Genomic DNA, 14694 nt, shown 5'->3' with positions numbered 1-14694 from the left:
TAACCGAAGGGTTGGAGGTTCGAGCCCTCTCCACGGAGCCATTTTTATTTTTTTGAGATATTAGTCTGCAGCCCAGATGAATTTTGGGCTGCTTTTTTATTATCTTTTTAAGTTTATTTATAGGATAAAACTACTACAGTGCTTACAATACATATTCCTCCTATAATGTCAGATGCACCAAAAGGTATATTTAACCACATTATAGATACAATGGTGGCGGATAAAGGTTCAATACAAGACAGTAAACTTGTTTCTGATGCTTTTATGTATTTTGTACTTGCCGAATACCAATAAAAAGATAAGAGAGTTCCAAATACAATTATAAATAGTATACCCAGTATTGAATTGAAATTATATTGGCCTTTGATTTCCCAGGCAGGATGTACAAAAGAAAAAGCTAGTCCACCTAAAAGCATCCCCCATCCAATTACAATATCACATCCCCATTTTTTAATTATATAAAAAGGTTGCAGTACATAAAATGCTGCAGCAAAAGCTGATAAGATTCCCCAGAATAAAGCTGAGTTAGAAATAGCCAGAGAATGAATATTACCTTTGGTAACAATAAAAAATGTACCTAGTAAAGCTAGTATAATTGACAAGTATTCTCTTGGACTTGGCAACTTTTTAGAATAAATTGCAAGATAAAATACAATAATTACCGGACTTAGATACTGAAGTATAGTTGCTGTAGCTGCATTTCCATATTTAATGCAGACGAAATATCCATATTGAGTTCCTATTAAACCAAATGTGCTAAATAATATAATATGTCTTCGACCGTATTTAGATTTCCATATGTCAAATATTTTTTTACCTTTTTTAAAATATAGCAGTATTAAAAAAATAATTCCAGATGATAAAAGGCGGATATCTGTAAGCCATTCAGGGCTTATATTTTTATATTGAAAAAGATATTGGGCTATTGGACCCGATATACCCCAGAACATTGAAGATATAACTACCAGTAGTATACCTTTGGTTCTGGGATGAAATTCTAGTATAAGTTTGTCATTCATGTGCATTCCTCTCAATGTAATATAAACTATTCTTTAGCTATCTTGCTTCCATCACTTGTAAGCAAGATAGTCCCATCTATATCGGTTCTATAAATTTGTATGCCTTTCTTTTTAAGTTTATTTATTGTTTTTTTAGTTGGATGACCATATTTATTATTCTTGCCACAGCTTATTACAGCTACTTTAGGGTTGACTTCATTTAAAAATTCCTCCGAAGTAGAACCTGAACTTCCATGATGTCCAACTTTTAATACATCTGCTGAAAGATCATAATTTTTATCTATCATCTCTCTTTCACTTTCATTTTCAGCATCTCCTGTGAATAAAAATTTGGTGTTCCCATAAGCGATTTTTAGAACCACGGAATAATTATTGGTATCTTCATAATCTGTGCTATTAGGGGCTAACACTTCAGCTGTAGTATTTTTCCCCAGGTTCAATTCAGTAGCATGGGGACTTGGGACGTTTATTTTCATATTTTTTCTTTTTAATGCAGTTATCATGCTCTCAAAGGTTCTGGTATTAGATGTTTTCTTTGGAGCGTAAAATTTATGTATGTTATATTTTTTTATAACTGAACTCATGCCGCCTATGTGGTCCTCATCCGGGTGAGTTGCAATTACATAATCAAGTTTTTTTATACCTTGTCCGGATAAATAGGACAGTAACTTATCTTTACTATCATTTGGACCTGCGTCTATTAGAAGGTTTTTCCCATTGACTTGAATGAGTTCACTGTCACCCTGACCGATGTCTATATAATGTACTCTAAGTTGAGGTGATTGAGTTTTTTGGTTTAATACATTGATATCACCAGCACATCCAGAAAATAAAAAAAGCATTGACAGGGACATGCTGATTATATTTAAATATTTTTTTATGAAATTCACAATTTGAATAACTCCTTTCCCGATCCTCTAATATATTAATTTTCAATATAAATTTTTTCAGATATTCTTTGTTTTATAATATAGGATAGATTTGACATCTCTTCTTTTGAAAGATTATCCGTATATATGGGTTTACATATGGTCATTTTAACATCTGCTGGTTTTATTATATTGTGTTTATTACCTTCTCTTAATTTATAACTTCCATCTATGGCAATAGGAACAATAGGAACTTTGGATTTAAAAGCTAATTTTAAACTTCCCTTTTTAAATTCGCCTATTTTAGGGCCTTTACTTCTAGTACCTTCAGGGAATATCACCATACTGTGTCCGCTCTTTAAGATTTTGATACCTTCATTTATGGATTTTATGGATTCACGTATATTCTGTCTATCTATAAAAACGCAATTGATTTGTTTCATCCAGTAGGTAATCAATCTAAATTTGGTTATTTCTTTTTTTGCTATAAACCCGACTGTCCTATTAAGTGATGAAATTATTATAGGTATATCAAAAAATCCCTGATGATTGGCGATAAACAGACAGGGAACCTGCGGAAGATTTTCTTCTCCCTCTATTTTAACTCTGGCATTAACAAGGTTTAAAATAAAAATTGCCCAATCTTTTACACAATTGTATATATATTTTTCAATATCCTCTTTATTGCCTATTTTTTTTATTTTATCCAATTTAAATTTTTTTACCCAGGTATTTACCATATAAAGAATAAAAATCAGGTAAAACAAAATGGTTTTTAACATGAACTAATTCCTCCTTATAGAATTTTATTTATGAGTTCTAAATATTACCGTATCTATTATATCATATTCAATTATCATATATATACTGAATAAACAATTTAACTTTATAATGAAAAGATTTACATGTAAGATGTAAAATTATATTTTCGAGCAGCACAATAATAGTGAAATCAACTGTAAAGCCAATATGCATAATAAAAAATCCTATTTTATGGACTAATTGTATATAATGAAGGTTTTAATTCAACTATTATGGCAAGTAAAAAATATCTATTTGCTAACGAGAAATGAAAGTGTTACAATATAAGCATGTTTATTCTGGAATAAGCTAAATAAGCTGTGATTATTGAATAGATCTTTAAAATAACATATAAAGATATAAATTACATATGAAATAATTGAATGGAAATAATTCAAAAGTCCATTTAAAATTATAGATCCAATATTTTAAACCAAGGAGATGATTTAGATGAAAAAATGTCCCCCAAATTATAAATTAAATAATGTATGCAATCCTAATCTTTATAAGGATATATTTCCTTATGATGAAATCCCAAAAATAAGTTTTGATAAAATACAATTACCTATGGATTTGCCGGAGAAAATATACATTACGGATACTACCTTTAGGGATGGACAACAATCAATGCCGCCTTATACCACTAAACAGATAATAAAAATTTTTGATTATCTTCACCAGTTAGATAATGATTCTGGTATAATAAAACAAACAGAATTTTTTTTATATACAGAAAAGGATAGAAAAGCTGCCCAGATATGTATGGAAAGAGGTTATGAGTTTCCCGAAGTTACTTCATGGATAAGGGCTAATAAGGAAGATTTTAAATTAGTGAAAGAAATGGGAATAAAGGAAACTGGAATGCTTATGTCCTGTTCGGATTACCATATATTTAAGAAGCTTAAGATGACCAGACAGGAAGCTATGGATATGTATTTGGATATAGTAAGGGAAGTTTTAAACAATGGAATTCACCCGAGGTGTCATTTAGAAGATATTACAAGGGCTGATTTTTATGGATTTGTAGTACCTTTTGTAAATAAATTAATGGAATTGTCAAATCAGGCAAATATTCCTATAAAGATAAGAGTTTGTGATACTTTGGGATTAGGAGTACCTTACAGCGGTGTGGAGCTTCCAAGAAGTGTTCAGAAACTCATATATGGTCTTAGAAATATTTGCGGAGTACCTTCTAACTGTATAGAATGGCATGGCCATAATGATTTTTATAATGTAGTAAATAATTCTACAACAGCCTGGTTATATGGAGCAGATTCAGTTAATACTTCATTTTTAGGAATCGGGGAAAGAACTGGTAATTGTCCTTTGGAAGCAATGGTATTTGAATATGCCCAATTAAAAGGGAACACTAAGAACATGAATCTTCATGTCATAACAGAATTGACGGAATATTTTAAGAGAGAAATAAAATATGACGTTCCTACAAGAACTCCTTTTGTGGGAAAAGAGTTTAATGCAACTAGAGCGGGAATACATGCAGATGGGATATTAAAGGACGAAGAAATCTATAATGCCTTTGATACAAATAAAATTTTGGGTAAACCAATTGTTATAGCTGTAAATCAGTATTCAGGACATGCTGGAATTGCAGCCTGGATCAATACTTACTATAGATTGAAAGATGATGAAAAAATTGATAAGAAGGATAAGAGGATCAATGAAATAAAATTATGGGTGGATGAGCAGTACAAGATTGGAAGGACTACCATCATAGGAAATAATGAGTTGGAATTACTGGTCAGCAAATTAATTCCAGAAGTTATGAAAAAAAAAGAAGAAAGAGCTAGTTAGGCAGGAAAATTATAGGTACAGAAATGGAGGACAGAGATTTGGGATTGAATGTAGCACAAAAAATAATAAAAAGTCATCTGGTTAAAGGCGAAATGATACCAGGAAAAGAAATAGCAATAAGAATAGATAGAACTCTAACTCAGGATTCTACTGGAACTATGGCTTATCTTCAATTTGAAACACTTGGAATAGACAAGGTTAAAACAAAAAGATCCGTAGCTTATATAGATCATAATATATTACAGTCTGGACCTGAAAATGCAGATGATCACCTTTATATTCAAACTGTAGCAAAAAAGCATGGAATATATTTTTCAAGACCGGGAAATGGAATATGCCATCAGGTAAACTTAGAAAGATTTGGGGTTCCAGGAGATACTCTCTTGGGATCTGACAGCCATACTCCTACAGGAGGAGGAATCGGTATGCTTGCCATTGGTGCAGGTGGATTAGATGTGGCAGTAGCTATGGGTGGAAAAGAATATTATATAAATATGCCCCGTGTATTTAAAGTTAACTTGAAGGGAAGATTGAACTCATGGGTCAGTGCAAAAGATATAATTTTGGAAATGCTGAAGAGGCTTACAGTTAAAGGTGGAGTGGGAAGAATCTTTGAGTATACAGGAGAGGGAGTTAAAACACTGTCCGTACCTGAAAGAGCCACTATAACAAATATGGGGGCGGAACTTGGTGCTACGACATCCATATTTCCCAGTGATGATGTAGTACATGAATTTTTGAAGGCCCAGGGAAGAGAGAAAGATTTTTCTTATATTCAACCTGATGAAGACGCACTCTATGATGATGAAATGGAAATAGACTTATCTCTGCTTGAACCTATGGTGGCATGTCCACATAGTCCTGACAAAGTTGTTTCTGTTTCAGAACTGGAAGGTGTAAGAGTAAATCAGGTGTGTATAGGAAGCTGTACTAATTCTTCTTATATGGATATGATGAAGGTGGCCAATATTCTAAAGGGGAAAATTGTAGATGAAAATGTATCGCTTACCATATCTCCAGGATCAAGGCAGGTTTTAACCATGCTATCCAAAAATGGATCACTGGCTCTTATGATAGAAGCAGGTGCCAGAATACTTGAAAGTGCCTGTGGACCATGTATAGGCATGGGGCAGTCTCCAGCTACTAATGCTGTGTCTATTCGAACCTTTAATAGAAATTTTGAGGGAAGATCCGGTACAAAATCCGCTAAAATATATTTGGCAAGTCCTGAAATTGCAGCTGCTTCTGCACTGACGGGATATATTACGGATCCCAGAAAATTAGGAACACCTTTAGAAATAGAAATGCCCTCTAAATTTTTAATAGACGATAATATGATAATAAAATCTGAAAGTGCACAAAAAAAGGTTCGGGTAGTGAGAGGGCCTAACATAAAATCTTTTCCTAAAGCAAAACCTCTGGTAGATATTGTGGAGGGAAAGGCACTTACAAAGGTTGGGGATAATATAACAACGGATCATATAATGCCTTCTAATTCAAAACTTTTACCTTATAGATCCAACATACCTTATTTATCCGATTACTGCTTGGTTCCTTGTGATGAGGATTTTCCTAAGAAGGCAAAGGAAAATTCAGGAGGATTTATAATAGCAGGAGATAATTATGGACAAGGTTCTAGCAGAGAACATGCAGCACTTGTTCCACTTTATTTAGGTATAAAGGCGGTATTTGCCAAGTCATTTGCAAGAATTCACAGGGAAAATCTTATAAACAATGGAATATTGCCTCTGGTATTTGAAAATCCTAAAGATTATGAAAGTATAGAAATCATGGATGAATTGAAAATGGAAAATATGTTAAGACAAGTTGAGAACAACATAATTGTTGTAAAAAATAAAACAAAAGATGAAAAGTACAATATGTTATTCGATGTTACTCTTAGACAGAGAAATATGATAAAATATGGTGGACTATTAAATTTGGTAAAGAAAGATACTGAATAAAAATTCAAAAGATTTGAGGGGAATTTTATGAAGCACAGAGTAACTCTTATTCCAGGGGATGGGATAGGGCCAGAAGTAAGTGAAGCGGCAAGGAAAATTGTAAATGCCAGTGGAGTAGATATAGATTGGGACGTAGTGGAGGCTGGATCGGCCTTTATAAATAAATATGGAACCCCCCTTCCGCATACAGTTATTGAAAGTATAAAAGAAAATAAAGTGGCATTAAAAGGACCAATAACCACACCAGTGGGAAAAGGGTTCAGAAGTGTAAATGTAACTTTGAGAAAAAGTTTAAATCTATATGCCAATGTTAGGCCAATAAAAAGTTATGCAGGGGTAAAATCCAGATATGAAAATATTGATTTGGTTATATTTAGGGAAAACACAGAGGATCTTTATGCTGGAATAGAGCATATGATAAATGATGAAATAGCAGAGAGTATAAAAGTAATATCTAAAAGTGCCAGCAGAAAAATAGTAAAAGCAGCTTTTGAATATGCAGTTAACAATGGGAGAAAGAAAGTCACTGCCGTGCATAAGGCAAATATAATGAAGTTGTCAGATGGACTTTTTTTAAGAACTGCAAAGGAAGTTGCGAAAGATTATAATAATATAGAATTTGAAAACGTAATAGTAGATGCAATGAGCATGAAGCTGGTGTTAAATCCTGAAAAATATGATGTACTTGTAATGCCTAATTTATATGGAGACATATTATCGGATATGGCTTCGGGACTGGTAGGGGGACTCGGATTGGTTCCCGGAGCGAATATAGGGGAAGACGCAGCAATTTTTGAGCCGGCTCATGGCTCGGCACCTGATATTGCAGGCCAGAATAAAGCCAACCCTACAGCTATTATTTTATCGTCAGCTATGATGCTGAAATACCTGGGTGAAAGGAAATCGGCAGATAGAATTGAAAGGTCAGTTGAAATTGTATTAAATGAAGGAAAGTATTTTACTCCGGATTTAGGTGGAAATTCAACTACAGATGAATTCACACAGGCCATAATCTCAAAATTGAAATATATTATATAAAGAAACCCACCAGCTTGATAAACTGGTGGGTATATAAATTTTGGGAGAAAAACTTATATCATGATAAAAACTTATTTCATCTAATGTTAAGCTTTGGCAAGAGCCTGATCTAAATCGTATATGATATCATCAATATTTTCTACACCTATTGAAAGTCTTATAAGATCCGGAGTTACTCCAGCAGCTTTTTGTTGTTCTTCATTTAACTCTGCATGGGTTGTACTTGCAGGGTGAATTACAAGTGATTTTGCATCTGCTACATTTGCAAGCAGTGAGAATAATTTAACACTGTTTATAAATTTCTTTCCTGCCTCAAGTCCACCTTTTATTCCAAAGGTAAATATAGAACCCGCTCCCTTTGGAAGGTATTTCTTGGATAATTCCTTATATGGACTTCCTTCTAGTTCAGGATAATTTATCCATGAAACTTTTGGATGTTTGCTTAAGAATTCAACTACCTTCCTTGTATTTTCCACATGCCTTTCTACTCTAAGTGAAAGTGACTCCAATCCAAGTAAGAAATAAAATGCACTTTGAGGACTTAGTGTTGCACCGGTATTTCTCAAAAGCTGTACTCTGGCTTTTATAGCAAATGCTACAGGGCCTTGATCCGCATATACCAATCCGTTATAGCTCTCATCAGGTGTGGTGAAATCAGGAAATTTACCACTCGCCCTCCAGTCAAATTTTCCTCCGTCTACTATAATTCCGCCTATTGTAGTTCCATGTCCACCTATGAATTTAGTTGCAGAATGGACAACTACATCTGCTCCATATTCTATAGGTCTTACAAGGTATGGTGTTCCAAAAGTATTATCTATAATAAGAGGTATTTTATTTTCATGAGCTATGTTTGCCACAGCTTCTATATCCAAAACATTTATCCTTGGATTTCCTATGGTCTCAGCATAAACTGCTTTTGTTTTATCTGTAATTGCTTTTCTGATGTTTTCAGGATCATCAGGATCCACAAATGTTACATCAATTCCCAATTTCTTTAAAGTTACTGAAAATAATTCATATGTGCCACCATAAAGTGTGCTGGCGGAAACTATATTATCTCCTGCATTTGCTACGTTTAATATAGAATATAATATTGCTGCAAGCCCTGACGCAGTAGCAAGTCCTGCACTGCCTCCTTCAAGAGCTGCCACCCTCTGCTCAAATACATCTTCTGTAGGATTCATTATTCTGCCATAAACATTTCCTGGCTTTTTAAGCTGGAAAAAGTCAGCAGCTTCATCTGCATCTTTAAAAACAAAGGATGTTGTCTGATAAATTGGCACTGCCCTTGCTCCTGTAGTTGGATCTGGTACCTGACCTGCATGTACCTGTAATGTTTCAAAACTTAATTTTCTTTCTTCACTCATTTTTTACTTCCTCCTCATATTTCTTTTAATATATTAAATATTCTGGACGAAACTTCTATATAATTTGGCAAAATAAAAAGTCTTCTTGCAGATGAGATACAAGAAGACTTTTCTTCATGCTCCTCATCTTTCAGGTTATATATACATATATACCTGCTGGAATTAGCACCGTTGAATGAAAATGATCATTCAGGTTGCCGGGCATCATAGGGCCAGTCCCTCAGCCGCTCTGGATAAGAAGTTCCGTATTCGATTGAGAAAATGATAACAGATAACAAGGTAACTTGTCAATAGAAAAATGAAAAAAATTTTTAAATTTTAAGAATAAAAATAAAGGTCAAAGGAATATTGACAATTTGTATTTAAAGTATTAATATTAGAATATTCTTATCAAGAGAGATGGAGGGACAGGCCCTATGAAATCCGACAACCGGCAATTATGTATCGGTGTCAATTCCTGCAGAATAAAATAAATGGGGTTCTAATGTTTGAATACGAAAAATTTTTTCTGAACATTAAAGCTTGTTATCTACAATATAGATTCTTTATACTGTTATTTTGAAAAATTTTAGTATTGGAATAAATGTGTTGTAGAGTGAATTCTGAAAGATAAGAAAAGATTAACTTTTTATGAAATTGAAAGTTGCTTTTCTTATGGAGGGGCAATTTTTTTTATATATTTTTATAATAGTGCAATTGATTAAGGAGTGTCAGAATTTACTGAAAAAAATTTGTGTATATGTTAATTTATATATATTATATAAAGAGAGAGATAAATTAGGCTCAAGTCTAAAAATATATTATATAAAGCTTAAATTAGCTAATATTTATACAATTTTAACAGTTGTTGAAATATAGTGATAATGTGAATTGTATTTGAGGAAGGGTGAAATAAATGAGTTTTAAAAGTTTATTAAATAAGTTTGATAAAAAATTTATTTTTTTTGATGGAGCTATGGGAACAATGCTTCAAAAATATGGACTTCAGGTGGGTCAGCTACCAGAAGTGTTTAATGTGACAAATCCTGAAACAATAAAAAAAATACATAGACAATATCTACAAGCAGGATCGGATATTATAATAGCCAATACTTTTGGAGCCAATGAACTTAAATACAATTTTTCCAGTTATACTATAAAAGATGTTATTACAGCTGGAGTAAAAATTGCAAAGGAAGAGGCTGGAGATAAATTGGTAGCTCTTGATATAGGGCCTACCGGACAAATTATGGAACCTACAGGAAGCTTGAGCTTTCAGAGTGCATATAAATTGTTTAAAAATCAAGTCGTTATAGGGGAAAAAGCTGGAGCGGATATAATTTTAATAGAAACTATGTCTGATTTATATGAGGCGAAAGCAGCTGTTCTTGCAGCAAAAGAAAATAGCTCTCTGCCAATATTTTGTACAATGACCTTTCAGCAGGATGGTAGAACACTTATGGGAACGGATCCTAAAACCATGGTGTTTACACTTGAAGCTTTAGGAGTGGATGTTCTTGGAGTGAACTGCTCACTAGGTCCAGGAGAACTTCAAGGTATTGTAGATGAAATATTAAAATATGCATCTATACCTGTTATGGTACAGCCTAATGCAGGTTTGCCCAGATATGACGGCAAAAATACAATTTATGATATAACCCCTGAAGAGTTTTCAAAAAACATATTGCTTATGGCTAAAAAAGGAGTTAGGATTTTTGGAGGATGTTGCGGTACAAATCCGGAATTTATAAAGACAATTATAGGTGAACTGAAAGATGTACTTCCAAGGGAAGTAAGAGAGAAAAATTATACTGCAGTTTGTTCATCTACTGATACTGTTTTTCTGGGAAATGAAATAAAAATTATTGGAGAGAGGATAAACCCTACAGGCCAGGAGACCTATAAGAAAGAATTAAGAGAGGGTAAGGTCAATTATATAAAGAAAGAAGCCATGGCTCAAAAGAGTGAAGGAGCTCATATATTGGGGTTAAATGTAGGACTTCCTGAAATTGATGAAGTTAAGATGATGGAAAAGGCAATAAAGGCAGTACAACAGGTGATACAATTGCCGGTTAATATAGATAGTCCTAATTCAAAGGTTTTAGAAGCCGGAGCCAGGATATATAATGGAAAACCCATAATAAATTCGGTTAATGGAAGAAAAAAGTCAATGGAAGAGGTATTTCCCATAGTAAAAAAATATGGAGGATGTGTAGTAGCACTTACTATAGATGAAGAAGGAATACCGGATAGTGCAGAAGGTAGAGTTAAAATTGCAGAAAAAATAATTAAAACTGCGGCCTGTTATGGAATCAGTAAAAAAGACATAATAGTTGACTGTCTTACACTTACTGTATCGGCACAACAAAAGGAAGTTATGGAGACTATAAAAGCTGTAAAACTTGTGAAAGAAAAATTTGGAGTAAAAACTATTTTGGGAGTAAGCAATATATCCTATGGACTTCCCAGAAGGTGCATATTAAATAGAACTTTTCTCGCACTGGCACTTAATGCAGGTCTTGATTTGCCTATAATAAATACGCAGGATCAAGGTGTGAAGGATATTATAGCAGCTTTTGAAGTTTTAACAAGTATAGACCAGGATGGGAAAAATTATATAACCAAATATGGGAGTAAATCCAAGAGTGAAAAGGCGAAATGGGGAGATAATATTTTACCTGAAGTTCAAAAAAAAGATAAAAAGGGTGAAAAAAAATTAAATACTGCAATTATTGAGGGAATGGAAGATGAGGCTGTGGAAATAACATCTCTCCTATTAAAAAGTGAAAAGGAAGAGGACATAGTTAATTTCCATATAATCCCTGCATTAGATGAAGTAGGCAGGCAGTATGAAGAGGGAGACATATTTCTGCCCCAGCTTATACAATCTGCAGAAGCTGTTAAGAAATCTTTTGAAATAATAAAGAAAAACATATTGAAAAATGGTGAAAAGAATATAGAAAAGGGAAAAATAGCACTGGCTACAGTAAAGGGAGATATACATGATATAGGAAAAAATATAGTCAAGGTGCTGCTGCAAAATTACGGGTTTGAAGTTATAGATTTGGGCAGAGATGTAGATATAGATAAAATAGTAGATGTAGTAAAGAAAAATAATATAAAATTACTTGGATTAAGTGCGCTTATGACAACTACTGTAATCAATATGAAAAAAACCATAGAAGCTGTACGAGAAAATAAACTGACCTGTAAAATTGTAGTAGGAGGAGCAGTATTAAATCAAAATTATGCAGATATGATAGGGGCGGATTATTATGCAAGAGATGCAAGAGAAGCTGTTAAAATAGCAGAAAAGATATTTTCGGTTTGAAAGAATATGTATTAAATTGCGATTTCTAAAAATTTTTATAGAATATTTCTTGCAGTTAATGTAAAATATATGTGAGAAAAATAATAAACTGGTTTGAGGAGATAAAAAATGAGCGAGAAAATTATTAATGAAAAAATTGTAAAGTATGTACCGGAAATAAGAGGGACACTTAGAGATCATATGATAAATCTCCCTCTTGTAATGAGAGAAGCTAGTGGAATAAAGGTTTTTGGGAAGAGAATAAAATCCTTGGCGTTTACTACTGATATAGCAGTTATAAAAAATATAAATGCAGATGCAATTTTAGCGGTATATCCATTTACACCACAATCAGTTATAACAGAGGCATTGGTTACTGCTTCTGATGTACCCATATTTTGTGGTGTAGGAGGAGGACTTACTATGGGGAAAAGGGTTATAAATCTGGCGTTGAATGCTGAATTTACCGGAGCCATGGGGGTAGTGGTGAACAGCCCTACATCCAATGAGATTATAGGGGCTGTGAGAGATGCCATTGATATTCCAATTATAGTTACAGTGGTGTCTGAAAGAGATGATATTGAGAAGAGAATAGAGGCGGGAGCTTCAATATTAAATGTGTCTGCAGGTAAAAACAGTGCCGATTTGGTGAGAAAAATAAGAAAAGAGTATAGTGAATTTCCTATAATAGCTACAGGTGGAAAAAATGAAGAGAGTATTAGAGATACTATACAGGCAGGTGCCAATGCTATTTCATATACGCCACCTTCAACGGCAGAATTGTTTAAGGAAACAATGGAACGATATAGAGAAGCTTGATAAAAGTTGCATTTATATTAAAATAATATTTTTTAATATAAATGCAACTTTTAAGTTGTCCAAAAAACAACGAAAAAAATAAAAAAAGTATTGCATAATTATAATAATATATGTATAATTATTATATGCTTAACCTAAGGAGTTAAAGTATTAATTATTTGAAAAGAGGAGAGAGAAATGAAGAAATTGAAAAAATTGATGGTTATAGCCTTGGCAACTATTTGCACAGTGGTTTTATTTGCAGGATGCGGAAGCAGCAACACTGGAGGAAATGGACAAGATGCACAAAACACTTTGGAAAAAGTAAAAAAAGCAGGCGTTTTGAAGGTAGGTCTAGAGGATTCATTTCCACCAATGGAATTTAGAGATAATCAAAATGTGCTTAAGGGTTTTGATATAGATATGGCAAATGCCATAGCAAAAAAGTTGGGGGTAAAAGCTCAATTTGTAGGTACTGAATTTAATGGAATAGTTTTGGCACTTAAATCTGGAAAATTTGATGTTATAATATCGGGAATGAGTATAACGGATGATAGAAAAAAGCAAATAGATTTTTCAAAGCCATATGTACAGGACGCACAAATTATAGTTACTAAAGCTGGAAATAATTCTATTAAAACTTCTAAGGATTTAGACGGCAAAAGAGTAGGAGTAGCTCTTGGTACTACAAGTGAAAATGTAGTTAAAGAATTTAAAAATATAAAAGAAGTTAAAAAATATGATAAAACTACAGAAGAACTTCAGGATTTGCTAATAGGAAGGCTTGATGCAGTTATAGTAGACGAGCCAGTTGGAAGATATTATATATCAGCTGCTGATAAAAAGGGAAAATATACTGTGCTGAGCGAAAAGCTTACTAAAGAGCCTATGGGAATAGGATTTAAAAAGGGCGATAAGGAATTAGAAGCTGCAGTACAAAAAGCAGTAGATGAGCTGCAGAAAGATGGAACTATGTCTAAAATTTCTATGAAGTGGTTTGGAAAAGACATATATAAATAATATATGTAAAAAGGAAGTGGGTAGGAGCAGTGAATATAGGATTTATTAAGGACATATTACCTATTTTACTTAAGGGTAGTGTAATGACAGTGGAACTTACTGTAATTACTTTAATATTGGGAACTCTCCTTGGAATATTTTTGGCTCTTTTAAAATTGTCTAAAAATATTATATTAAGGTCATTATCAGGTTTTTATACATGGATATTTAGAGGTACACCTCTATTATTGCAATTGTTTTTCTTTTACTATGGATTACCTTTTATAGGAATAGAACTTACACCTTTTACAGCGGCAATATTAGGTCTGGGATTAAACTGCGGGGCTTATATGGCAGAGATAATAAGAGGAGGAATTCAATCTATAAATAAAGGACAATTTGAAGCGGCAAAAGCATTGGGGTTTAGTTATGGCGAAACTATGAGAAAGATCATATTGCCTCAAACCTGGAAAGTAATAATACCACCTGTTGGAAATGAGTTTATATCTATATTAAAAGATACTTCACTAGTGTCGACTATAGCAATGGTTGAACTCATGAGATCAGCTCAGCAGATATACGCCAGCAGTTTTGATCCCATATCGGTATTCCTTACAGCAGCAGTGTTATATCTTATAATGACCACTGTGTTTACCACTGTATTTGGAATATTTGAGAGAAGATTGGCCATTTACAGTTAATTGGTACAACATTTGAATTCAATTTGGAGGTGTA

Annotated in this window: 11 protein-coding genes and 2 riboswitches; of the genes, 7 read left to right on the top strand and 4 right to left on the bottom strand. The window is 33.3% G+C overall.

Going from position 1 to position 14694, the window contains the following annotated elements; translation table 11 throughout:
* Window positions 1-113 precede the first annotated feature (113 nt).
* From AB8U03_RS02770 to AB8U03_RS02760, 3 genes are read right to left on the bottom strand one after another with little or no spacing between them, the layout of a single operon-like run.
* A complete protein-coding gene (locus AB8U03_RS02770; RefSeq protein ID WP_369702995.1) occupies window positions 114-1019 on the bottom strand; it encodes a DMT family transporter in 906 nt (301 codons plus the stop codon).
* 26 nt (window positions 1020-1045) lie between these two features.
* A complete protein-coding gene (locus AB8U03_RS02765; protein WP_369702994.1) occupies window positions 1046-1909 on the bottom strand; it encodes a ComEC/Rec2 family competence protein in 864 nt (287 codons plus the stop codon).
* A 35-nt stretch (window positions 1910-1944) separates the two neighbouring features.
* On the bottom strand, window positions 1945-2670 hold the full coding sequence (locus AB8U03_RS02760) for a lysophospholipid acyltransferase family protein (RefSeq protein WP_369702993.1): 726 nt from the start codon (window positions 2668-2670) through the stop codon (window positions 1945-1947).
* A gap of 469 nt (window positions 2671-3139) precedes the next feature.
* Here AB8U03_RS02760 and AB8U03_RS02755 point away from each other — a divergent pair, with 469 nt between their 5' ends.
* Genes AB8U03_RS02755 through AB8U03_RS02745 form a run of 3 tightly spaced genes read left to right on the top strand, consistent with a single transcriptional unit; the run spans window position 3140 to window position 7503 of the window.
* Complete coding sequence (locus tag AB8U03_RS02755; RefSeq protein ID WP_369702992.1) at window positions 3140-4501, top strand: beta/alpha barrel domain-containing protein; 1362 nt, start codon at window positions 3140-3142, stop codon at window positions 4499-4501.
* A 23-nt stretch (window positions 4502-4524) separates the two neighbouring features.
* Complete coding sequence (locus AB8U03_RS02750) at window positions 4525-6465, top strand: aconitate hydratase (RefSeq protein ID WP_369702991.1); 1941 nt, start codon at window positions 4525-4527, stop codon at window positions 6463-6465.
* A gap of 27 nt (window positions 6466-6492) precedes the next feature.
* Window positions 6493-7503, top strand: coding sequence for an isocitrate dehydrogenase (NAD(+)) (locus AB8U03_RS02745; protein ID WP_369702990.1), 1011 nt, complete (start codon window positions 6493-6495; stop codon window positions 7501-7503).
* Between the two features lie 86 nt (window positions 7504-7589).
* On the opposite strand, the gene AB8U03_RS02740 is transcribed toward AB8U03_RS02745, so the two are convergent.
* Window positions 7590-8873, bottom strand: a complete 1284-nt coding sequence (locus AB8U03_RS02740; RefSeq protein ID WP_369702989.1) for an O-acetylhomoserine aminocarboxypropyltransferase/cysteine synthase family protein — start codon at window positions 8871-8873, stop codon at window positions 7590-7592.
* A gap of 120 nt (window positions 8874-8993) precedes the next feature.
* A riboswitch (SAM riboswitch) is annotated at window positions 8994-9113 on the bottom strand.
* 144 nt (window positions 9114-9257) lie between these two features.
* A riboswitch (SAM riboswitch) is annotated at window positions 9258-9353 on the top strand.
* Window positions 9354-9768: 415 nt separating this feature from the next.
* Between AB8U03_RS02740 and AB8U03_RS02735 the strand changes: the two genes are divergently transcribed.
* The 4 genes from AB8U03_RS02735 to ehuC all read left to right on the top strand — a co-directional run bounded on the left by AB8U03_RS02735 (window position 9769) and on the right by ehuC (window position 14660).
* Window positions 9769-12183: a homocysteine S-methyltransferase family protein gene (locus tag AB8U03_RS02735; protein WP_369702988.1), complete on the top strand. Its 2415-nt coding sequence runs from the start codon at window positions 9769-9771 to the stop codon at window positions 12181-12183.
* A 108-nt stretch (window positions 12184-12291) separates the two neighbouring features.
* The gene (locus AB8U03_RS02730; protein ID WP_369702987.1) at window positions 12292-12981 is read left to right on the top strand and encodes a hydrolase; all 690 of its coding nucleotides are present in this window, start codon (window positions 12292-12294) and stop codon (window positions 12979-12981) included.
* A gap of 177 nt (window positions 12982-13158) precedes the next feature.
* Window positions 13159-13980 carry an ABC transporter substrate-binding protein gene (locus AB8U03_RS02725; protein WP_369702986.1) on the top strand — a complete coding sequence of 274 codons (822 nt, stop codon included), beginning with the start codon at window positions 13159-13161 and terminating at the stop codon, window positions 13978-13980.
* A 29-nt stretch (window positions 13981-14009) separates the two neighbouring features.
* Complete coding sequence (gene ehuC, locus AB8U03_RS02720) at window positions 14010-14660, top strand: ectoine/hydroxyectoine ABC transporter permease subunit EhuC (RefSeq protein ID WP_369702985.1); 651 nt, start codon at window positions 14010-14012, stop codon at window positions 14658-14660.
* The last annotated feature ends 34 nt before the right edge of the window (window positions 14661-14694 follow it).

Source organism: Clostridium moutaii, from assembly GCF_041205085.1.
In the GTDB taxonomy this organism is placed as follows: domain Bacteria; phylum Bacillota; class Clostridia; order Clostridiales; family Clostridiaceae; genus Clostridium_B; species Clostridium_B moutaii.
This window is presented reverse-complemented; position numbering and strand designations above follow the sequence as displayed.